The sequence below is a fragment of the Thalassococcus sp. genome (assembly GCF_982780845.1).
On record NZ_CEYADA010000016.1, the window covers coordinates 32,440 to 53,108 of the forward strand.

The 20,669-nt window shown below is 58.2% G+C and carries 22 protein-coding genes; 12 read left to right on the forward strand and 10 right to left on the reverse strand.

Annotation, left to right across the window (positions count from 1 at the left end):
* Position 1: 1 nt before the first annotated feature.
* On the forward strand, positions 2 to 1,066 hold the full coding sequence (locus AC4FIA_RS15730; protein ID WP_490366635.1) for a HesA/MoeB/ThiF family protein: 1,065 nt from the start codon (positions 2 to 4) through the stop codon (positions 1,064 to 1,066).
* 74 nt (positions 1,067 to 1,140) lie between these two features.
* On the forward strand, positions 1,141 to 3,153 hold the full coding sequence (locus tag AC4FIA_RS15735; protein ID WP_490366636.1) for a M3 family metallopeptidase: 2,013 nt from the start codon (positions 1,141 to 1,143) through the stop codon (positions 3,151 to 3,153).
* Here AC4FIA_RS15735 and AC4FIA_RS15740 read toward each other — a convergent pair whose 3' ends face one another.
* On the reverse strand, positions 3,154 to 4,062 hold the full coding sequence (locus tag AC4FIA_RS15740) for a TraB/GumN family protein (RefSeq protein ID WP_490366637.1): 909 nt from the start codon (positions 4,060 to 4,062) through the stop codon (positions 3,154 to 3,156). It lies immediately after the preceding gene.
* A 170-nt stretch (positions 4,063 to 4,232) separates the two neighbouring features.
* On the opposite strand from AC4FIA_RS15740, the gene AC4FIA_RS15745 reads away from it, so the two are divergent.
* The 6 genes from AC4FIA_RS15745 (at position 4,233) to AC4FIA_RS15770 (ending at position 9,682) form a co-directional block, all read left to right on the forward strand.
* Positions 4,233 to 4,892 carry a DUF2161 domain-containing phosphodiesterase gene (locus AC4FIA_RS15745; RefSeq protein ID WP_490366638.1) on the forward strand — a complete coding sequence of 220 codons (660 nt, stop codon included), beginning with the start codon at positions 4,233 to 4,235 and terminating at the stop codon, positions 4,890 to 4,892.
* Between the two features lie 176 nt (positions 4,893 to 5,068).
* The gene (locus tag AC4FIA_RS15750) at positions 5,069 to 5,356 is read left to right on the forward strand and encodes a co-chaperone GroES (protein ID WP_103911325.1); all 288 of its coding nucleotides are present in this window, start codon (positions 5,069 to 5,071) and stop codon (positions 5,354 to 5,356) included.
* A 41-nt stretch (positions 5,357 to 5,397) separates the two neighbouring features.
* Positions 5,398 to 7,035, forward strand: coding sequence for a chaperonin GroEL (gene groL, locus AC4FIA_RS15755; RefSeq protein WP_490366639.1), 1,638 nt, complete (start codon positions 5,398 to 5,400; stop codon positions 7,033 to 7,035).
* A gap of 141 nt (positions 7,036 to 7,176) precedes the next feature.
* Positions 7,177 to 7,647, forward strand: coding sequence for a GNAT family N-acetyltransferase (locus AC4FIA_RS15760; RefSeq protein WP_490366640.1), 471 nt, complete (start codon positions 7,177 to 7,179; stop codon positions 7,645 to 7,647).
* Complete coding sequence (locus AC4FIA_RS15765; RefSeq protein WP_490366641.1) at positions 7,647 to 8,498, forward strand: DMT family transporter; 852 nt, start codon at positions 7,647 to 7,649, stop codon at positions 8,496 to 8,498. Before AC4FIA_RS15760 ends, AC4FIA_RS15765 begins: the two co-directional genes overlap by 1 nt.
* A gap of 41 nt (positions 8,499 to 8,539) precedes the next feature.
* Positions 8,540 to 9,682: an alpha-D-ribose 1-methylphosphonate 5-triphosphate diphosphatase gene (locus AC4FIA_RS15770; RefSeq protein ID WP_490366642.1), complete on the forward strand. Its 1,143-nt coding sequence runs from the start codon at positions 8,540 to 8,542 to the stop codon at positions 9,680 to 9,682.
* A gap of 2 nt (positions 9,683 to 9,684) precedes the next feature.
* On the opposite strand, the gene AC4FIA_RS15775 is transcribed toward AC4FIA_RS15770, so the two are convergent.
* From AC4FIA_RS15775 to AC4FIA_RS15785, 3 genes are all read right to left on the reverse strand, one after another.
* A complete protein-coding gene (locus AC4FIA_RS15775; RefSeq protein WP_490366643.1) occupies positions 9,685 to 10,755 on the reverse strand; it encodes a 5-(carboxyamino)imidazole ribonucleotide synthase in 1,071 nt (356 codons plus the stop codon).
* 46 nt (positions 10,756 to 10,801) lie between these two features.
* Positions 10,802 to 11,311 (reverse strand): 5-(carboxyamino)imidazole ribonucleotide mutase, encoded by a 510-nt coding sequence (purE, locus tag AC4FIA_RS15780; RefSeq protein WP_490366644.1) that lies wholly within the window; start codon positions 11,309 to 11,311, stop codon positions 10,802 to 10,804.
* Between the two features lie 65 nt (positions 11,312 to 11,376).
* Positions 11,377 to 11,601 carry a YdcH family protein gene (locus tag AC4FIA_RS15785; RefSeq protein ID WP_488048428.1) on the reverse strand — a complete coding sequence of 75 codons (225 nt, stop codon included), beginning with the start codon at positions 11,599 to 11,601 and terminating at the stop codon, positions 11,377 to 11,379.
* Positions 11,602 to 11,776: 175 nt separating this feature from the next.
* Here AC4FIA_RS15785 and AC4FIA_RS15790 point away from each other — a divergent pair, with 175 nt between their 5' ends.
* Both AC4FIA_RS15790 and AC4FIA_RS15795 read left to right on the forward strand, forming a co-directional pair.
* Positions 11,777 to 12,187 (forward strand): Hsp20 family protein, encoded by a 411-nt coding sequence (locus AC4FIA_RS15790; protein WP_103911492.1) that lies wholly within the window; start codon positions 11,777 to 11,779, stop codon positions 12,185 to 12,187.
* 3 nt (positions 12,188 to 12,190) lie between these two features.
* A complete protein-coding gene (locus tag AC4FIA_RS15795) occupies positions 12,191 to 12,418 on the forward strand; it encodes a DUF1150 family protein (RefSeq protein ID WP_103911317.1) in 228 nt (75 codons plus the stop codon).
* Positions 12,419 to 12,465: 47 nt separating this feature from the next.
* Here AC4FIA_RS15795 and AC4FIA_RS15800 read toward each other — a convergent pair whose 3' ends face one another.
* The 3 genes from AC4FIA_RS15800 to AC4FIA_RS15810 form a co-directional block, all read right to left on the reverse strand.
* Complete coding sequence (locus tag AC4FIA_RS15800; protein ID WP_490366645.1) at positions 12,466 to 13,197, reverse strand: lysozyme family protein; 732 nt, start codon at positions 13,195 to 13,197, stop codon at positions 12,466 to 12,468.
* A 129-nt stretch (positions 13,198 to 13,326) separates the two neighbouring features.
* Positions 13,327 to 14,562, reverse strand: a complete 1,236-nt coding sequence (locus tag AC4FIA_RS15805; RefSeq protein ID WP_490366646.1) for an autotransporter outer membrane beta-barrel domain-containing protein — start codon at positions 14,560 to 14,562, stop codon at positions 13,327 to 13,329.
* Positions 14,563 to 14,811: 249 nt separating this feature from the next.
* A complete protein-coding gene (locus tag AC4FIA_RS15810; RefSeq protein ID WP_490366647.1) occupies positions 14,812 to 16,899 on the reverse strand; it encodes a bifunctional sulfate adenylyltransferase/adenylylsulfate kinase in 2,088 nt (695 codons plus the stop codon).
* 262 nt (positions 16,900 to 17,161) lie between these two features.
* Here AC4FIA_RS15810 and AC4FIA_RS15815 point away from each other — a divergent pair, with 262 nt between their 5' ends.
* Complete coding sequence (locus tag AC4FIA_RS15815; RefSeq protein ID WP_490366648.1) at positions 17,162 to 17,560, forward strand: hypothetical protein; 399 nt, start codon at positions 17,162 to 17,164, stop codon at positions 17,558 to 17,560.
* A 61-nt stretch (positions 17,561 to 17,621) separates the two neighbouring features.
* On the opposite strand, the gene trxB is transcribed toward AC4FIA_RS15815, so the two are convergent.
* Complete coding sequence (gene trxB / locus AC4FIA_RS15820) at positions 17,622 to 18,611, reverse strand: thioredoxin-disulfide reductase (protein ID WP_103911310.1); 990 nt, start codon at positions 18,609 to 18,611, stop codon at positions 17,622 to 17,624.
* Between the two features lie 206 nt (positions 18,612 to 18,817).
* Here trxB and AC4FIA_RS15825 point away from each other — a divergent pair, with 206 nt between their 5' ends.
* Positions 18,818 to 19,318, forward strand: coding sequence for an Lrp/AsnC family transcriptional regulator (locus tag AC4FIA_RS15825; RefSeq protein WP_490366649.1), 501 nt, complete (start codon positions 18,818 to 18,820; stop codon positions 19,316 to 19,318).
* Between the two features lie 28 nt (positions 19,319 to 19,346).
* Here the strand turns inward: AC4FIA_RS15825 and AC4FIA_RS15830 are convergent, their stop codons facing one another.
* Both AC4FIA_RS15830 and AC4FIA_RS15835 read right to left on the reverse strand, forming a co-directional pair.
* Positions 19,347 to 20,138, reverse strand: a complete 792-nt coding sequence (locus AC4FIA_RS15830) for a Hint domain-containing protein (protein ID WP_490366650.1) — start codon at positions 20,136 to 20,138, stop codon at positions 19,347 to 19,349.
* 227 nt (positions 20,139 to 20,365) lie between these two features.
* Positions 20,366 to 20,509, reverse strand: coding sequence for a hypothetical protein (locus AC4FIA_RS15835; RefSeq protein WP_200813233.1), 144 nt, complete (start codon positions 20,507 to 20,509; stop codon positions 20,366 to 20,368).
* Positions 20,510 to 20,669: the final 160 nt, after the last annotated feature.

Here is a 20,669-nt window from a genome sequence, read left to right on the forward strand (position 1 = left end):
TATGGGTCTGGTCCTGTTCTTGGCGGTGCTTTTGTGGGGTTTGGGCGTTCTGATGGGCACCCGTCGTTCGGTGCGGCTGAACATGATCGGATTGCTGCTTTTGGGCGTTGTGATCCTGCAAGTGATCCTGCCTATGGGCCATCCGGTGCGCATGGCGACAGGTGGGTCGGCGGCACCTTGGCTGATCTTGTTCGGGCTTGTCGCCATCGGGTTTGCCTATGCGCTGGTGGTTAAACGCCTGCGCAAAAAGGCGGGGACGGATGACGATAAGATCGTTGATGAGCCTGCACCCAAAACGGGTAGTTTTTCGGCATCAGAACTGGATCGCTACGCCCGCCACATCGTGTTGCGGGAAATCGGCGGGCAGGGGCAGAAAAAGCTGAAAAACGCCAAGGTGCTGGTGATCGGCGCAGGCGGTCTGGGGGCACCTGCGCTGCAATATCTGGCGGCGGCGGGTGTGGGCACCATCGGTGTGATTGATGACGACATCGTGGAAAACGCCAACCTGCAACGGCAGGTCATTCACCGTGACGAAGATATCGGTATACCCAAAGTATTCTCGGCCCAGAACGCGATGCTGGCGCAGAACCCCCATGTGACGGTCAAACCCTATCACCGTCGTCTTGAGGCCGATATCGCGGAAGAGCTGTTTGGCGAATACGATCTGGTTCTGGACGGCACCGACAACTTCGACACGCGCTATCTGTCGAACCGCGCGGCTGTGGCGGCGGGTATACCGCTAGTATCCGGCGCGCTAAGCCAGTGGGAAGGGCAGCTTTCTGTCTTTGATCCAAAACACGGCACGCCCTGCTATCAATGCATCTTCCCCGAACCGCCCGCTGACGGTCTGGCCCCCAGCTGTGCTGCGGCTGGTGTGATCGGGCCATTGCCCGGCGTGATCGGTGCGATGATGGCGGTTGAGGCGGTCAAGCTGATCACAGGCGCGGGCCAGCCCTTGCGCGGTGAGATGATGATCTACGACGCGCTTTGGGGTGAAACCCGCAAGATCCGGCTGAAACAGCGTGATGATTGCCCTGTTTGCAAGGATGCGGACAATCACGCGTAAATTCCGCAGGCTTTGAGTTGCAGCGCCCACAAGTCGGGCCTAGCTATATTCCAAAGCTTACGGAGTTCTTCGCAATGACCAATATTCTTTTGCAACAGTGGGACACGCCCTTTGGCCTGCCGCCCTTCGATCAGATCAAGGACGAGGATTTCGCGCCCGCCTTTGATGCAGCGATGGAGCAGGATCTGGCCGAGATCGAGGCTGTTGCGAACAACCCCGATGCGCCGACGTTTGAAAACACGATCGAGGGTCTGATGTGCACTGGCAGGACCTTGGACAAGGTCGCAGGTGTTTTCTACAACATCGCAGGCTCGGACAGTAACGAGACGCGCGAAGCGATCATGCGGGACTATGCGCCAAAGTTCGCGGCGCATGGGTCGAAAATCTATTCGAATAAGGCGTTGTTCCGGCGCATTGCTGCCGTCTACGATGCCCGCGACAGCCTTGATCTGAACGACGAACAGCAGCGCGTTCTGATGCTGATGCATCGGAACTTTATCCGTGCCGGCGCCGCGCTGGAAGGTGACGAGGATGAGGGTCTGAAAGTCATCAAATCGCGTCTGGCAGAGCTTGGCACGCAGTTCACCCAGAACCTGCTGGCGGATGAACGCGGCTGGTCGATGGAGCTGGCCGAGGACGATCTGGAAGGCCTGCCGGATTTCGTGATCAGCGCCATGCGCTCCGCGGGTGAAGAGCGGGGCAAAGGCCCATGCGTGACCCTATCGCGGTCGGTGATCGTGCCGTTCCTGCAATTCTCGCCCCGTCGTGATCTGCGGGAAAAGGCCTATCGCGCGTGGGGTCTACGGGGTGCCAACGGGGGCGATACCGACAATCGTGGCATTGCTGCGGAAACGCTGAAGCTGCGTGAAGAACGCGCCAAGCTGTTGGGCTATGACGATTTCACCGCCTACAAACTGGCGACTGAAATGGCGGGCAATGCGGACAACGTGCGCGGTCTGTTGATGGACGTTTGGGGCCCTGCAAAGGCCGCCGCAGATGCGGATGCGAAAGTGCTGGAGGGCATGCTGCACGCCGACGGTATCCAAGGCCCGCTTGAGGCATGGGACTGGCACTATTACGCGCAAAAGCGCCGCATGGCCGAACACGATCTGGATGAGGCGCAGGTCAAGCCGTACTTCCAGTTGGAAAACATGATTCAGGCGGCGTTCGACTGTTCGACCAAGCTGTTCGGGCTGGAATTTGCGCCCTTGGACGTGCCGCTTTATCACGATGACGCCCGCGCGTGGGAAGTGACACGCGATGGCGAAACGGTGGCTGTGTTTATCGGCGACTACTTTGCCCGAGGCTCGAAACGCTCTGGCGCATGGTGTTCGGCGATCCGGGCGCAGCGCAAGTTCCCCGATGTGCAGGTGCCGCTGGTGGTGAACGTCTGCAACTTTGCCAAAGGTTCGCCCGCGCTGCTGTCTTATGACGATGCGCGCACGCTGTTCCATGAATTCGGCCATGCACTGCACCAGATGCTGTCGGATGTGACTTATGAAATGATCTCGGGCACGTCCGTGGCGCGGGACTTTGTGGAGCTGCCCAGCCAGCTTTATGAACACTGGCTCGAGGTGCCCGAGGTGCTGGCGGAATACGCGGTGCATGCAGAAACCGGCGAGCCGATGCCCAAGGACCTTTTGGACAAGGTGCTGGGTGCTGCGACCTACGATATGGGGTTCCAGACGGTGGAATACGTGGCCTCGGCGCTGGTTGATCTGGCCTTTCACGCAGGCCCCGCACCGGCGGACCCGATGCAGAAACAGGCCGAAGTGCTGGAAGAGATCGGCATGCCCCGCGCGATTTCCATGCGCCACGCGACACCGCATTTCGCGCATGTCTTCTCGGGCGACGGATATTCCAGCGGCTACTACAGCTACATGTGGTCCGAGGTGATGGACGCCGACGCCTTTGCCGCCTTTGAAGAAGCCGGCGATGCGTTTGACCCTGAAATGGCCAAGCGGTTGGAAGGCTTCATCCTGTCCAAAGGCGGGTCAGTTGATGCCGAAGACCTCTACACCCAGTTCCGTGGTCGGATGCCGGGTGTTGATGCGCTGTTGAAAGGCCGTGGCCTGATCGCGGCCTGATCAGAAGGGGCGGCGTTCCAGCAGGAACCCGCGTTCGGCAAGCAGGGCCAACAGGCCCTGTTCGCCAGACAGATGCGCGGCGCCTGCGATGACTGCGACAGGGGCGTCGGGGGTTGATCCCTTCGCCGCGTCGGCGATTGTCTGCACCCAGCGTTGATTGCGGCTGTCCAGAAGGAAGTCTTCCATATTCCGGAAGGCTGCTTCGATCCGCTCGGGGTCCTGAGCGGCCGAGCGTTTCGTCAGCAGGCGGGACAATTCCCATGCCTCGGCGTGCTTTTCTTCGAAATACTGTTTGAACATGGTGGCGTACATGTCTTCGGTCAGGATCGGATCAAAGATCGCAGCCAGCAACATGTCCATCTGTTGGTCGAATGGCGCGTTGTTAAAGAAATCCATGACGGTGTGGTAATCTTCGAGCGCGCGCACAGTGCGGCCCGCCGAATAGGCCACGTCCTGTAATCTGTTGTCTAATCCACCGGCCAGAGCACGTTCGAGGGACATGCAGGGCGGCATGGCCAGCATCATCGTCAGATACCACGGGCGGAATTTGGCGGTCATGAAGGGCGGGTAGCCACGTTTCTGAGCAGCATTTGCCAGCATCGTCCATGTCGGTTCGTCCATCACCTCGGGCAGGGTGGTGTCGGACATGATCAGCAGGTCGGGATTGTCACGGAACTCTTTCTCCATTTCGCGTCGATCGTTGAGGGTCATCTCAAAGAACGCGACTGACGCCGTTTCGATAACCGGAGCAAGTCTGTCGACGTGGTTCAAAAGCGACGGGTGGTCGATGTGGATGCTGCCGATCAGGTGGATCGTTTCCGCATCACGGGTCGCAACCCAATGGTTTCCCTCGGCGTAGGGCGTTTCATCGACGGCATTTTGCAGGTGCTGTCGTTCTTGATCTTCCAAAGTCGGGCGGAGGTCTTGGCCACTGCAATTCGCAGAAGCGGTTCCCCCGATCATCAACAATGATAAGATAAACAGAAAGACGCGCATAAGTATGCCAATAGATATCCAAAATGACAGTCAAAGGGTAGTTTACTATATACCTTTGATCAAGAGGGCGAGTAGGCATTTAGATGGAGAAGGAAACGGAGCTTTACCAACCGGTAAAGGCATTTCTGGAAGCCCAGGGCTATACCGTCAAAGGTGAGGTCGGGCGCGCTGATCTGGTTGCTCGGCGCGGAAATGAGCCGTTCCTAATAGTCGAATTGAAGCTACGGATTAATCTGACGTTGATTCATCAGGCGATTGATCGGCTGTCCCTGTCCGATCTTGTCTATATCTCGATCCCCCGTCCCAAAGGCCGGACAGCCCGCCGGACAATGTTGGAGAACACGCGGCTGTGCCGGCGGCTTGGGTTGGGCTTTATGACGGTGCGCGAAGATGGATTGGTCGAGGTCGCCTGCGACCCCGGCCCCTATGCGCCGCGAAAGAACAAAAAGGCGCAGGCGCGCCTGTTGCGGGAATTCGAACGCCTAAGGGGCGATCCCAACGCGGGCGGCGCCACGCGGCATGGGATTGTCACGGGATACAGGCAGGACGCGCTGGCCTGTGCGAGATATCTGGCGGAAAACGGCCCCTCTAAGGGCGCATTGGTTGCAAAAGCCGTCAAAGTCCGTCAGGCAACCACAATCATGCGGACCAATCACTATGGCTGGTTCGAAAAGGTCGAGACCGGTATCTATGCGCTTTCTGATGCAGGGCGTCAGGGGCTTATTGACTGGGCCGATAGCTGATTTTCGCGGAAACGGGATGTTTCCGAGGGAAAGCGCGGAAAATTTCACTGATTTGGTTGACTCACAGATTTGCTGTGCCTAACTGTGCGCCGTTAGCACTCGGATGTGCTGAGTGCTAACGGCTCTGCCAATTGATGGGGGGCCAAGTTAACCTTTGTACCTAGGGAGCTACAAAGATGGCATTCAAACCGCTTCATGACCGCGTGCTTGTGCGTCGCGTTGAAAGTGAAGAAAAGACCGCTGGCGGTCTGATCATTCCTGACAGCGCAAAAGAAAAGCCTGCCGAAGGCGTGGTTGTTGCGTGTGGCGACGGCGCGCGCAAAGATTCGGGTGAGTTGATCGAAATGGCCGTATCGGCCGGCGACAAAATCCTGTTCGGCAAATGGTCCGGCACTGAAATCACCGTAGACGGTGAAGAACTGCTGATCATGAAAGAAAGCGACATTCTCGGCGTTCTGTCCTGAGACTGACCTTTCTGAACGCATTCTAGACATAGGAGATACTCATGTCTGCCAAGGACGTAAAGTTTGATACAGATGCCCGTAACCGTCTGCTGAAGGGTGTGAACATCCTCGCTGACGCGGTGAAGGTCACTCTGGGCCCCAAAGGCCGTAACGTTGTGCTTGAAAAATCCTTCGGCGCACCGCGCATCACCAAAGACGGTGTATCGGTAGCCAAGGAAATCGAACTGGAAGACAAGTTCGAAAACATGGGCGCACAGATGGTGAAGGAAGTTGCTTCCCGCACCAACGACGAAGCCGGTGACGGCACAACAACAGCAACAGTACTTGCACAAGCCATCGTTAAAGAAGGCATGAAGTCCGTTGCTGCTGGCATGAACCCGATGGACCTGAAGCGCGGCATCGACATGGCAACTGCAAAAGTTGTCGAAGCGATCAAAGCTGCTGCTCGTCCGGTAAACGATTCCGACGAAGTTGCTCAGGTTGGTACAATCTCGGCAAACGGCGAAGCGGAAATCGGCCGCCAGATCGCAGACGCGATGCAGAAGGTTGGCAACGAAGGCGTTATCACTGTCGAGGAAAACAAAGGCCTCGAGACAGAGACAGACGTTGTTGAAGGTATGCAGTTCGACCGCGGCTACCTGTCGCCGTACTTCGTCACCAACTCGGACAAGATGATTGCCGATCTGGAAGACGCTCTGATCCTGCTGCACGAAAAGAAACTGTCCTCGCTGCAGCCGATGGTTCCGCTGCTCGAGCAAGTGATCCAGTCGCAGAAGCCGCTGCTGATCATTGCAGAAGACGTAGAAGGCGAAGCGCTGGCAACTCTGGTTGTCAACAAGCTGCGCGGTGGTCTGAAAATCGCTGCTGTTAAAGCACCGGGCTTCGGCGACCGTCGTAAGGCCATGCTGCAGGACATCGCGATCCTGACAGGCGGTCAGGTCATCTCGGAAGATCTCGGCATGAAGCTTGAGAATGTCACAATGGACATGCTGGGCTCTGCCAAGAAAATCTCGATCACCAAAGACGAAACAACCATCGTTGACGGTGCAGGCGACAAAGCCGAGATCGAAGCACGTGTTGGCCAGATCCACACACAGATCGCTGAAACAACTTCCGACTACGACCGTGAAAAGCTGCAAGAGCGCGTTGCCAAACTGGCAGGCGGTGTTGCCGTTATCCGCGTTGGCGGCATGACAGAAGTCGAAGTGAAAGAGCGTAAAGACCGTGTTGACGATGCTCTGAACGCGACACGCGCTGCTGTTCAGGAAGGCGTCATCGTTGGTGGTGGTGTTGCTCTGGTACAGGCCGGCAAATCGCTGGAAGGTCTGGAAGGTGCAAACGCTGACCAGAACGCAGGTATCGCAATCGTTCGCAAAGCTCTGGAAGCACCGCTGCGCCAGATCGCCGAGAACGCAGGCGTCGACGGTTCCGTCGTTGCTGGCAAGGTTCGTGAAAGCACAGACCTGAAGTTCGGCTATAACGCACAGACAGATGAATATGGCGACATGTTCGGCTTCGGCGTTATCGATCCGGCCAAGGTTACACGTACCGCTCTGGAAGATGCGGCATCGGTTGCTGGTCTGCTGATCACAACAGAAGCCATGGTTGCAGACAAGCCGTCCAAAGACGGTGGCGCACCTGCAATGCCCGACATGGGCGGCATGGGCGGCATGATGTAATCTGCCAACTGCAGAAAATACCGAAAGGGGTCGCGTTTCGCGGCCCCTTTTTCTTTGGCGCGTTTCATCTGTTTGTGACTGGTACCTTGGCGCGATCTTGGGCAGTGTCGGGGCAACACCGACGGTCCAGAAGGGGGATTTATGTTTCTATCCGGCACATTGCGCGAATTGCGCCGCGGCGAAGAACCCGCAGCCGAGGCGCTGCTGCACCGCGCGTTCCCCTCTGACGAAGAGGCGCGACTGGTCGCCAAGCTGCGTAAATCGGGCGCGATGGCGGGCGAACAGTTGCTGGCCGACGGTGACACTTTGCTTGGTTACTATGCACTGTCCCAAATGCAGGGGCCGAAGGGCTGGCTGTGCCTTGCCCCCGTAGCCGTTGATCCGGATCACCACGGAAAGGGCCTTGGCCGCCGCATGATGCGCTGGCTGGTGGGCTGGGCCGAACAGACGGGGCAAACTGTTGTCGTTCTGGGCGATCCGGCGTTCTACCAACGCTGCGGATTCCGCATGGCCGAGGGGCTGACGTCGCCCTATCCGGTGGATCACACGCTTGTCGCGGGGCCCGCCGGTGCGGGTACATTGGTCTATCCCAAGGCGTTTGAGGGCCTGTGATGCAATTGCTTGCGCTGACCGTCGTGGTGATGGTGGCCTTTGCCGCGAACTCGGTCTTTGGCCGCATGGCGCTGGTAAACGGCGACATGGACGCGATGGGCTACAGCACAATCCGCATGGCCGCTGGCGGGGCGATGCTTGCGTTGCTGTGCATTCTGTCGCGCGGATCGGTCGCTTTGGGCGGTGAAGGCCGCGTGACAGGCGTCTTGTCCTTGCTGCTCTATATGGCGGCGTTTTCCCTGTCCTACGTGGGCATCGACACAGGCATCGGCGCGCTGATCCTGTTCGGCTGCGTGCAGATCACAATGTTCGCAGGCGCGCTTATCGGCGGGGAACGCCCACCGTTTACCAGATGGGCAGGGGCCGCGATGGCCTTTGGTGGTCTGGCCTGGCTTTTGTGGCCCGGAAGCGCGGTTCAGGTCAGCGTTTTCCACGGTCTGCTGATGGCTGCATCGGGTATTGGCTGGGGAATTTATTCGTTGATCGGTCGCAAAGCCAAAGATGCGCTGCAAAACACCGGCGCGAACTTTATTCTCGCTACTCCGGCAATTTTGATTGTCTGGTTGTTAGTTGGGGTTGGCGAAATGACAAAACAGGGTGTCATATTGGCGGTTTTGTCGGGGGCGATCACGTCGGGGATGGGCTATGCATTGTGGTATGCTGTGCTGCCAAAGCTGTCAGCGACCACCGCGTCGGTTGCGCAATTGACCGTGCCGGTGATCGCCACGCTGGGCGGCTGGCTTTTCCTGTCTGAAGCGGTGTCTTGGTCCTTTGCCATGGCCTCGGCCATCGTTCTGGGTGGCGTCGCGCTGTCGGTTGTGCCGCGCCAAAGGGGGCTTTCGCGCGGCTGACTTCCGGCTTATCAGGGCGCGGAACGTAAGGTGGTTGTGCGATGTCCCTGACGCTGAGATTTGAAAACGCCGAAGTGCTGAAACCCGAGGGCTGGACCACGGATAGCGTGGGTGTGGCGGGCGGCGTGCTGAACGCCGATGCGGATGGACGCGCGGTTGACCTAAGCGGTTATCGCCTGCTTCCCGGTATGATCGATCTGCACGGTGACGGGTTCGAACGCCATGTCGCGCCCCGTCGTGGCGCGATGCTGGACCCGCGGGGGGGGATTGCCTCGGTCGAGGCTGAACTGGCCTCAAGCGGGATCACAACCGCCTATCTGGCGCAATTCTGGAGCTGGGAAGGCGGCATGCGCGGGCCTGAATTCGCACGTAAGGTTTTTGCCGCGATTTCCGATCTGAAGGCCGATTTCGCCACCGATCTGCGTATTCAGCTGCGTCTTGAAACACATCTTCTGGCCGAATTTGCTGCCGCCGAGGCCGAGTTGGACGCCCATGAAATCGATTATCTGGTGTTCAACGACCATCTTCAGCACGACCGTCTGGCCGATGGACGCAGGCCCAAGCAGTTGAACGGTCAGGCGCTGAAAAGTGGCCGCTCACCCGAGCGTCATCTGGAATATATGCAATCCCTTCATGCACTTGGCCCAGACGTGCCTGCCGCGCTGGATGCGCTGGCGGAACGGCTTCGCGCCCGTGGCGTTCGGTTGGGCAGCCATGACGACAGCACGCGCGCGGACCGTGATCAGGCCAAAGCGCGTGGAGTGACCATTGCGGAGTTCCCTGAAACGTTTGAGGCCGCCGAGGCAGCGAAAGCGATGTGCGACGGCGTGGTAATGGGCGCGCCGAACGTGATGCGCGGGGCCAGCCACAAAGGCAACGTATCGGCGATTGATCTGGTGGGGGCGGGGCTGTGTGATGCACTGGCGTCGGATTACCACTACCAATCGCTGGGCAACGCGGCGCTGAAGCTGATCAACGACGGCGTTTGCGACTGGGCCACGGGCTGGGCGTTGGTGTCGTCCGGGCCTGCGCGCATCATGGGGCTGGATGATCGTGGCGCGATCGCCAATGGCAAGCGTGCCGATCTGGTCGTGCTGGACCAGAACAACCGTATCGCGGCTGCTCTCGCCGGTGGTCAGGTCAGCTATATGCGCGGGGCAGTTGCCGAAAGGTTCTTTGGTTAGAACTACTTACGGACGATGCGGTTGATGTGACCCATCTTGCGGCCCGCTTTCACATCGGCCTTGCCGTACAGGTGAATTGCGGTGTCCGGCTGGGTCGCCAGTTCGGGAACGCGGTCCAGATCGTGGCCGATCAGGTTCTCCATCACCACATCAGAGTGACGCTGGCCATCGCCCAACGGCCAACCCGCGACAGCGCGGATATGCTGTTCGAACTGGTCCACGGCACAGCCGTTCTGCGTCCAGTGGCCCGAGTTATGAACGCGCGGCGCGATTTCGTTCACGATCAGCCCCTTGGGCGTCACAAACAGCTCGACCCCCATCACACCAACATAATCCAGCGCATTCAGGATCTTAGCGGCAAGCAGAACCGCATCCTGACGGTGGCCCGGCGTCAGGCGGGCGGGCACGGTTGTGGTGTCTAGGATGCCGTCTTTGTGGACGTTTTCACCGGGATCATAGCAGGACACCGACCCATCAGCGGCGCGGGCGGCGATGACCGACACTTCGTGGCTGAAATCAACGAAGCCTTCCAGAATCGCAGGCGCGCCAGCCATGTCTGCCAGCGCCTTATCCGCATCGTCCGGCGACATGATCCGCGCCTGACCTTTGCCGTCATACCCGAAACGGCGGGTTTTGAGGATCGCAGGCGTGCCGATGTCTGCCAAAGCGGCGTTCAGGCTGTCTGCGTCGGTGATGTCGGCGAAGGGTGCCGTTTGCAGGCCCAGATCGTTCAGGAATGTCTTTTCGGTCAGGCGATCCTGCGACACGCGGAGCGCTTCACGGCCCGGATGGATCGGGCGGATCGCGCTCAGGATATCCAGTGCTTCGGTCGGGATGTTTTCGAACTCATAAGTGATGACATCGACCGCTTCGGCAAAGCGTTTCAGCGCGTCTGCGTCGTCATAGGCGCCGGTCGTCACCTGATCTGCAACCTGACCCGCAGGCGGGTTCGCACCGGGTTCGAAGATATGGCTTTTCAGGCCCAAGCGGCTGGCCGCAACAGAAAGCATACGGCCCAACTGACCACCGCCGATGATGCCGATTGTGCTGCCTTGGGGAAGGGGATTTGCCATGGTGATTTGCCTTGACGGAAGGTTGGATATTTCAGGTATATCGTTCTTATTCAGTGGGTAAGCCGCGCTCGGGCTCGTCCGCGATCGACGCTGACAGGTCTGCGCGCCACTTGTCCAGACGGGCGGCAAGTGCCGCGTCATTCACCGCCAGAATACCCGCAGCCATCAAGCCTGCATTGGCGGCACCGGCTGCACCGATTGCCATGGTGGCCACAGGAAAACCGCGCGGCATTTGCAGGATGGAATAGAGGCTATCCACACCAGACAGGGCGCGCGTCTGAACCGGCACGCCGATGACAGGCACGCGGGTTTTCGACGCCATCATGCCGGGCAGGTGTGCGGCACCGCCGGCGCCTGCGATGATCACGTGAAGGCCGCGATCAACGGCGGTTTTGCCGTAGTCCCACAGGCGGTCGGGCGTCCGATGTGCTGACACGATTTTGATCTCGTGCGGGATTTCCAGCGCGTCCAGCATGTCGGCGGCTTCTTTCATTGTGGGCCAGTCCGATTGGCTGCCCATGATGATGCCGACTTTGACGGTGGCTGCGTCTGCCATAGCTTGCCCTTTCCGTGATGCAGGTCTTGGGGTGGCTTATAAACAGAATGCGGTCTTGCGCAACGTCAGGCGATGATATCGGGGGTCAGACGGTCTTCAATCAGGGCAATCTGGTCTTTCAGGGCCAGTTTTTTCTTCTTGAGGCGCTGCAAGGTCAGGGCATCGGCACGGCCGGTTTCCTGAAGGGCGCGGATCGCTTCGTCCAGATCCCTGTGTTCGCGGCGAAAAACGGCAAGTTCTACACGCAGAACTTCTTCGGTTTTCATGGAGAGATCGTTCGGGGCGTTCATAAGGCAGGTCCGTTTCACGTCTGAGATGTCAGAATAACGCTTCTTTAACGCGCGGCAAAGAGGCTTCCGCGCCGCATGGGCTTGCGAAAGTGCAAAGAGACACCCATATTTCTTCTGCAGGGTCGCCAACTTGGGGCCCGTAAACCAGACGGTCGCTTGCAACGAGGATGCGTCGATGACGAAAATGACATTTGGTTCATACCCGCACATGCTGGGTTTCGAACAACTTGAGCAGCTGCTGGAGCGCACTGCCAAGTCCAGTGAGGGCTATCCCCCTTTCAACATTGAACAAACCGGCGAGGATTCGTACCGCATCACTTTGGCGGTTGCGGGCTTTTCCGAAGATGATCTGTCGATCACGGTCGAGGACCGGCAGTTGGTGATCCGTGGACGCCAGCAAGAGGACGTGCGCGAGCGCATCTTCCTGCACCGTGGAATCGCCTCGCGCCAGTTTCAACGCAGCTTTGTGTTGGCCGACGGGGTCGAGGTTGGTGACGCGCAGATGGAAAACGGTCTGTTGCATGTCGATTTGAAAAGACAGCGTCCCGACACAGTTATTCAAACCATCAAGATCAGAAAGGACTAAGCCATGCAGACAAAGTTCGATTTCAAATCCCTTGATGACGGTCGCACGGTCTATGTCCGTCGTGTGGCAACCGCCGACCTGCCGCTGGACGTACAGGAACAGGCCGAAGGCGCAGAGCAGCTTTATGCGGTTCATAACGCTGATGGCGAACGGATCGCGCTGGTCGCGGATCGCAAGATGGCCTTCATCCTTGCGCGGCAGAACGATCTGGCCCCTGTTGCGGTGCATTAAGCGCCACACAGATATGACGATGCAAAGCCCGCCTTGTGCGGGCTTTTTCATGCCAGCCCCGGAAACAGCGCGGTGATTTCGCGATAGAAGTGATCCCAGCTAATCGTGGCTTTGTTGTTCGCGACGCCTTTGTAATAGGACCGCCCCGTCGCGGTGGGCAGACCGGCCCAGATTTTCGCTAGGTTCAGCATGAAATCCCCGCGGGTCATGGTGCCGTTGGTAAAGGCGTTCAGGCCTGCCTCGACCAGTAACTGGTGCGCCAGTTGATCCTGCACTTGCGGTGAAAAGCGCGTGTCGGGTGTCAGCCCCTGATCCTTGACCAAGCGGCGCAGGGTGGCGGGGATGAATTGATAGCGGCCGATTGCATGTTGCTGGCGCGGGGTGCTGCGCGTCCATGTTTCGATCTCGGCCAGCGTGAGTTGCGTGGGCGGTCTGCGTGGCTGGATTTTCGCGCCATATTGCACCGCGTCATAGCCCTTTGGTCCGGCTTCGGCGCGGGCGATCAGGTCAAGGATGCCCTGCACCTGATCGTGGACGCTGCCAAAGGGTTGCGGGGCAGGGCGGGGGGCAATGGGTGCAAACAGACCACCGGCGGATTTATCGAGAAACAAACTGGCCGATCTGCGCGTCGCGATGGACGCGTCAGAGTGAGAGACCGGCAGAAGGGAACCGCGTGTGGAAATGACGGGCAGGATACCCGCGCTTTGCACGGTTTCGGCATGGGTTGCCACCATCGAGAGACACAGGGCAACAACAGAGCACAGGGCACGGAACAGCATTGGCAACCTTCTGTCAGCAACGATGCCGCCAATTTTCCCCAAATTACTTTACAGAGGCTTTCCGCCACTGGGTCGCAACAAAAAAGGCCGCCGGAAAATCGGCGGCCTTTGTGTAAAATTTTAGGGGCTTCAGAAGTCCATCTGGTAGCTCAGGCGCATGCTGGCATCGCGGGTGTCTTCCAGAATTTGACCGCCCGACAGATCAAGCGACAGCGTGCCGGCGGCCCCTTCATAGCTGAAACCAGCGTTCACGCGCGGCGATGCGAATTCCTGCACATCGTTGATGCCATCGTCGAACTTCCGCATGTCCACGCCCACACCCAGATAGGGGCGCAGCGGTTTGCCTGAGTTGAAGATCGCCTTGGTGCCGATCGCGCCCAAAAGCGATGACACGGTGTGGCCGTCCACATTGGTGCCGTCGATTGTCACCTCAGGGTGTTTTTCCGAGAAACCGGTCAGGCTGGCGTAGGAATTCACCTCGGTCTGGCCCAGCGTGTAATCGGCATCGAACTTGATCCCGCCGCTCAGACGCTTGGCGTCATATTCGGTGCCGTCGATGTCGTACTCGGGCTTGGACATGACCACAAAGGCGGACAGTTCGTAGATGTCAGACAGTTTGTGCGACACGTAGGGGCCGAAGGACAAAGAGTCGATGTCGACGCTGCTGCCATTCACATCCAGATCAGAGCGGCCTTTCGACAGGATCAGACCGACGCGGGTCGACGGCGCGACAAGCGTGTCCATGCCCAGCGTGAACTCAAGGCTTTTGCCATCCACATCGCCCGAGAACTGACGGGCGTGCAGCGATCCCCATGCGCGGGCGGTGCTGCCTTTGCCTTGCGTCGACAGGAACACGCCATTGCGGGTCAGGCGCGCGCCGCCTGTTGTGCCGCCAAGGGCGTTGTCGATGGCTTCTTCAATCGCGCTGGTCGAGCTTCCTGCACCAGTTGCAGAGGCTTTGCCCTGCGTGAGGCCGGGGTTGGATACTGAAGCGGGCGTACACTGAACGGTACCGGGGGGAACCATTTGCGTAGATGAGACTGCATTTGCCTTAGCGTCGGGCGGCAAGAAGCCCGGAGGCATTTGATAAAGCAGGGATACGTAGTATTCACCGGCCGTTGGCGCCGTGAAACTGCTGGTCGAACATGAGCTGGGTGCCGCGATCGAAATGCCAGAGTTCACGAAAAAGCAGGCGTTTTCTTCCAGATTGCTGAAGTTAAGCGTGTCACCGGCTTCCATCGAAATGTTTGCGAAGTAAAGACTGGTTGGCGCGCTGAGGTCGTCGCAGGTGTACGTGGCAGATTGGGCGACTGCCGTGCTTGCCAATAAAGTCAGGCCGATGGCTGCATAGATAGATTTCTTCATGGGTCCCCTCGTGAAAATATTTTGCGCTGCCTAGCCAAAGCCTGCGTCGCAATTTCTTATGAGGTCGGGTGTATACATTTCCGTTCTGCAATGTGTGTCATTCGGCACATTGGGGTATCGGGATACGGGTTTGTTGCAAAAATCATACGGCTGAATTGCGTGTTTTTGGCAGGTGCGCCCAAAGCTTCGGCGAAAGCAAAAAAGCCGGCGCTGATGCACCGGCTTTTCCGAAAAGTATAAGGCTGCAGATTACAGGCGCGAGCTTGCGATCAGGCCCATGGATTCCAGCTTCAGCAGAACCTGATGCGCGCAGTTGTCGACATCTGTGCCTTCTGTTTCGACGCGCAGTTCGGGGTTTTCCGGGACATCGTAGGGATCGGAGATACCTGTGAATTCCTTGATCTTGCCTTCGCGTGCCAGCTTGTACAGGCCCTTGCGGTCGCGGCGTTCGCATTCCTCGATCGAGGTTGCGACGTGCACTTCGACGAAGGCACCATACTGTTCGATGCCGTCACGTACCTGACGACGGGTCGATGCATAGGGTGCGATCGGCGCACAGATCGCGATACCACCGTTCTTGGTGATCTCAGAGGCAACGTAGCCGATACGCTGGATGTTCAGGTCGCGGTGCTCTTTCGAGAAGCCGAGTTCCGAGCTGAGGTTCTTACGAACAATGTCACCATCCAGCAGCGTCACCGGGCGGCCACCCATTTCCATCAGTTTGACCATAAGGGCGTTCGCGATGGTGGATTTGCCGGAACCCGAGAAGCCGGTGAAGAACACGGTGAAACCTTGCTGCGAACGCGGCGGCTTGGTTTTGCGCAGTTCGGTCACAACTTCGGGGAACGAGAACCACTCGGGGATCTCAAGACCCTCTTGCAGGCGGCGACGCAGTTCTGTGCCGGAGATGTTCAGGATGGTCACGTCATCCTTATCCGCGATTTCGTCGGCGGGTTCGTACTGGGCGCGTTCCTGCACATAAACCATGTGTTTGAAGTCGACCATTTTCACGCCGATTTCATCTTCGTACTGACGGAACAGATCCTGCGCGTCGTAGGGGCCGTAGAAATCTTCGCCTGCGCTGTTCTTGCCGGGGCCAGCGTGGTCACGACCAACGATGAAGTGCGTGCAGCCGTGGTTGGCGCGGATCAGGCCGTGCCAGACCGCTTCGCGCGGGCCAGCCATACGCATGGCAAGGTTCAGCAGCGACATGGACGTTGTGGCCGCCGGATACTTGTCCAGAACCGCCTCGTAGCAGCGAACGCGGGTGAAGTGGTCAACGTCGCCCGGCTTGGTCATGCCCACAACGGGGTGGATCAGCAGGTTGGCCTGTGCTTCGCGTGCGGCTCGGAAGGTCAGCTCCTGGTGCGCACGGTGCAGCGGGTTACGTGTCTGGAACGCAACGACCTTGCGCCAGCCCAGCTTGCGGAACAGGGCGCGCAGTTCGTTCGGCGTGTCGCGACGACCACGGAAATCGTAGTGAACGGGCTGTTGGATGCCTGTCACGGGGCCGCCAAGGTAAACACCGCCCGCGATGTTGTGCAGGTAGTGAACAGCAGGGTGCGCCTGATCGTCTGCGCCGAACACCTTTTCAGCTTCGCGTGCTTTGTTCGGGACCCATTTGTCGGTGACCGTCATGGTCGCCAGAATGACGCCTTCCTGATCGCGCAGGGCAATGTCCTGACCGATTTCGATGGTGTCTGCATACTCGGGCATAACGTCCAGAGTGATCGGCATCGGCCACAGCGAACCATCTGCCAGACGCATGTTTTCAACAACGCCGTTGTAGTCTTCTTCTGTCAGGAAGCCCTTCAGCGGGTTGAAGCCGCCGTTCATCAGCAGTTCAAGGTCGCAAATCTGGCGCGGTGTCAGATCGTGCGACACCAGTTCGCCTGCTTCGACTTTCAGCTTTTGGGCGCTGTCGTAGGACACGTACAGCTCGGGGATCGGCGCGAGGTTGGATTGCATCAGGGTGCTCCTGTACTTCAGTGGGATGAGGTCCTTAACAGAACCTGTCAGCTCTGTATGAAGGGCCGCGTATTCGGCGAATTTCCGTGTCAGGAAGGACTTAACAAGACGTTCCTTCATATCGTGACCCGCAGGGGTCAGAGCGTAGGCGAACCGCTGGCGGCGATCGTTGCCCTTGCGTTGGGTGACAGTGATGAGCCCTGCTTCGGTCGCAGACCGCAATTGCGCGTTCAAACCACCCAGCGACACGCCAAGGGCTTCTGCCGTGGCGCGCTGGCTTGCCTCTGGCGCATGGTCAAGCTGACGCAACAGCTGAAACAGCTGGTCGTCTTCTGGCCGCGACGGCGTAGGGACTGAGGGTGCGTTCATCAGGTGGACTCAATGTGTGTTCACGCGTGAACACATGTCACCCTTTGCAGCCGCAGAAAACCCTTTTCTGAAAAATTGCGCGGTTTTTTGCAGATCGCGTGGGGGTGTGACCAAAAGGCAATGACCGCAATCTGGCCACGTTCGACAACCAATAGATGTCCAAATGCAACCCGAGGTCAGCCCTACTTTGGACAAAAAAGTAAAGTTTTATCGAATCCTGCATTGATACGTGGCTGCTGGGTCATGGGGCCGGGATTGGAAAATGGGTAGAATTCTTCGCGTTCTAGCGGTGTTTGTCGCCGCGAACTTTTTCTTTGGCCTGATCCTGATCGCGCTCAGCGTTCTGGGCCTCAGCTTTCCGATGCTTGATTTTGTACCGCCCTGTCTGGCGGCGATGACGGCCGGATACCACTATGGTTCGCACTATGGCGAAGCCCCAAGCAATCCTGTGATCCATTCCTTCAACATCATCACAAGCGCTGTGGTGGTTGTTTTGGCGACGGTCGGATATTTTCTGATCCGGCACGAGATCGCGACTGCTGAAATGGCACGGTTCCAAACGAACCTGATCATCGAAACCGCTGTCACGTGCTTTTTGCTGCGCGTTTGTTTTGTCTATGGCGGCGATAAAGCCGAACAATGGATGGCCGAGGCCGCATAACCGGCCCAAAGCAAAAAGCCCGGGCTAAGCCGGGCTTTTCATCGTCTCAACGATCAGATTTTCAGGCGCTTGCCGGTTCGTTGGCCGCTTCCGGTGCAGGCTCGCCTGCCTCTTCGTGATCTGCCAGCCAGCGCTCGGCCTCAAGCGCGGCCATGCAGCCCATGCCTGCCGATGTGACCGCCTGACGGTATTTGTGATCCGTCAGGTCACCCGCGGCAAAGATGCCGGGGATCGAAGTTTCGGTGCTGTCCGGTTTGGTCACGACATAGCCGCCCATGTGTGTTTCCAGCACGTCCTTGACCAGTTCGTTCGCAGGCGCGTGGCCGATCGCGACGAAAACACCCTTACAGGGGATTTCGGTGATCTCGCCGGTGTTCACGTTTTTGGCGCGGACGCCTTCAACTCCCTTGGGGTTCTCCGAACCGAAGACTTCGTGCAGCTCGTGGTGCCACAGGGTTTCGACCTTGGGGTGCTTGAACAGACGATCCTGCAGGATTTTTTCCGCGCGCAGCGTGTCGCGGCGGTGGATCAGCGTGACCTTGGAGGCAAAGTTCGTCAGGAACAGCGCCTCTTCTACAGCGGTGTTGCCGCCGCCGATGACCACGATTTCCTGACCGCGATAGAAGAAGCCGTCACATGTGGCACAGGCAGAGACGCCAAAGCCCTTGAACTCTTCTTCTGTTTCCAGACCCAGCCATTTCGCGCGGGCGCCGGTTGCCAGAATGACGGCATCTGCCGTGTAGGTCGTGCCGCTGTCGCCGTGGGCTACGAAGGGGCGCTTGTCTGTTTCCAGCTTGGTGATGATGTCGCCGATGATTTCGGTGCCCATGGCGCGCGCGTGCGCTTCCATGTTGATCATCAGTTCGGGACCCTGGATTTCGGTGTGGCCCGGCCAGTTTTCAACTTCGGTCGTGGTGGTCAGCTGACCGCCGGGTTCGATGCCCTGCACCAGAACGGGATTCAGCATGGCGCGGCTGGCGTACACACCTGCGGTATACCCTGCCGGGCCAGAGCCGATGATAAGAACCTTCGTGTGTTTCGTGTCTGCCATGCCGGCCTCCGATCGCGTCTTGTATATTCCGAGTCAGATTGGGATATACGCCCGCAACAACCGCCGCGCAAACGCTGCACACGGAAAAGAGACCTGTTGGCGCATTGAATATTTTTTGCGCAAGATAATTTCTCTTTAGTGAAATAATATTGCGCGTGATGGGTGGCGTGATATAACTTCGCAAAATTTCTGGGAGATACTGGCACATGCCCAGCCACAGGCTTGATCCGATTGACCGCAAGATCCTTTCCGAGCTGCAAGCAGATGGTCGCATGACCAACGTCGAGCTTGCAAAGCGCGTTGGTATTTCGGCTCCGCCCTGTTTGCGTCGCGTTCGCGCGCTGGAAGAACAGGGGTTCATTCGCGGCTACCACGCCGAGGTTAACCCCCGCGAACTGGGTTTCGAGGTTCAGGTTTTTGCGATGGTGGGTCTGCAAAGTCAGGCTGAATCCGACCTGTCCGCGTTTGAAGAACGCTGCAATGAATGGTCGCTGGTTCGCGAATGCCACATGCTGAACGGCGAGGTGGATTTCATCCTGAAATGCGTGGCACCGGATCTGTCGACCTTCCAGACATTCCTGACATCCGAGCTTTTGACTACGCCCAACGTGGCCAGCGTCAAAACCTCGTTGGTTATTCGCGGTGCCAAGGACGAACCCGGTGTGCCGTTTGATGTACTGGAAGAGCGTCTGGCCCAATTGGCCTGACGCATTTGGTCCGGTGTGCGACCTCGGGTCAGCCCGAGGTCAGTTGCCGGATCACCTCAAGACGGGTGCGGGGCAGGGCCATTTCGCCGAAGTCTTCGAAATCATGAACATTCGGGAACAGGCTTAGGAACTGGTCGTACTGATCAGGGCCCAAAGTGCGTTTGATGTTCGGGCCGGGGTGATATGTTTCGACGCTGACGCCGCCCACGTTGATCATCGCATGGTGACGCAGCGCGATGTGGAACATCTGGACCGAGCTGGCAGGCGTGATTTCGATCAGGCGGTCGCCATCGATCATATCCGCCATGGGCAGCAGAACGCTGTCATTGCCGATCAGCGGGCGCAGATGGGCGCGCTGGTAGCGTACACGGGCGGCAGGGCCGAACATCGTGTCGGTGATCGGGCCGTGATCGCCATAGGCACCGGCGTTGCTGCGGTACAGGCCTGTCAGACTGCTGTCTGTGCCTTCGATATTGGGAACGTAAGACGTTGATCCGATCCAGACGACGGGTTCGGGGCCGTGTTCTGTTTCGACGAAATCGCCGGGGATCAGGTCTTCTACAGCGACGGGGCCGCTGACTGTCGGGATAATGGTGCCGCGGGCAAAGGCCGATGCGGTGTCTTCGAAAACAGACGTGGCCGGAGCAACAACCTGTTTGGTTTCGATTGAGAGATCAGACATCAGGGCGGCGACCTCGTATTTGCGCTGGTGAGAGAGTTTGCGCTGAGGTCGGCCGCCATCCGATGGAGTAAACTGGCCCTGTTGGACCGGTACGGAAACATTGTCGCGGATACGCCCGCTGAACTGGAGACTCGACATGTGAACACCCGAAGGTTGGCCACATCCATGTTGGTCCCCACCAACTATCACAGACGGACGTTTACGACTTGTTGACCATGTTTTGGCCTTATTTCCGCAATTGTGTCAAAAAAAAACCGAACTGGTCCACGTTAACGGACCAATCCGGTTCTTAGGGGAGGAATTGTTTTCGTAGGTCTAGCTAATGCGCCACATTTCGCGGCGCGTCAGCCGAATCGCTGTCCAAATTACGCCCGTTTTTGTGCTGCCGGTTGCGCGTCGCGCTTGGCGATCATCGCCTGACGTGTGGCGCCGCGTTCCCAAGGAAGCTTGGTTTCGGTTGTTGCCGCTGTTTTCAGAACGGATTTGATAAAGCGTGTACGAGTTTTCATTTTGCTGCTCCTGAACCTGCCATTAGGCTTTTATCTTGTTGTTAAAGACAATTTGACCGGCCATCGGGGCAGGGTTTTGACAAGAACGAGACAATTTGACGGTTTTCGTCACATTGTCCGGTTTCGCGGGAAAATCGCGGTTTTTAGCCAAAAGCAGCAA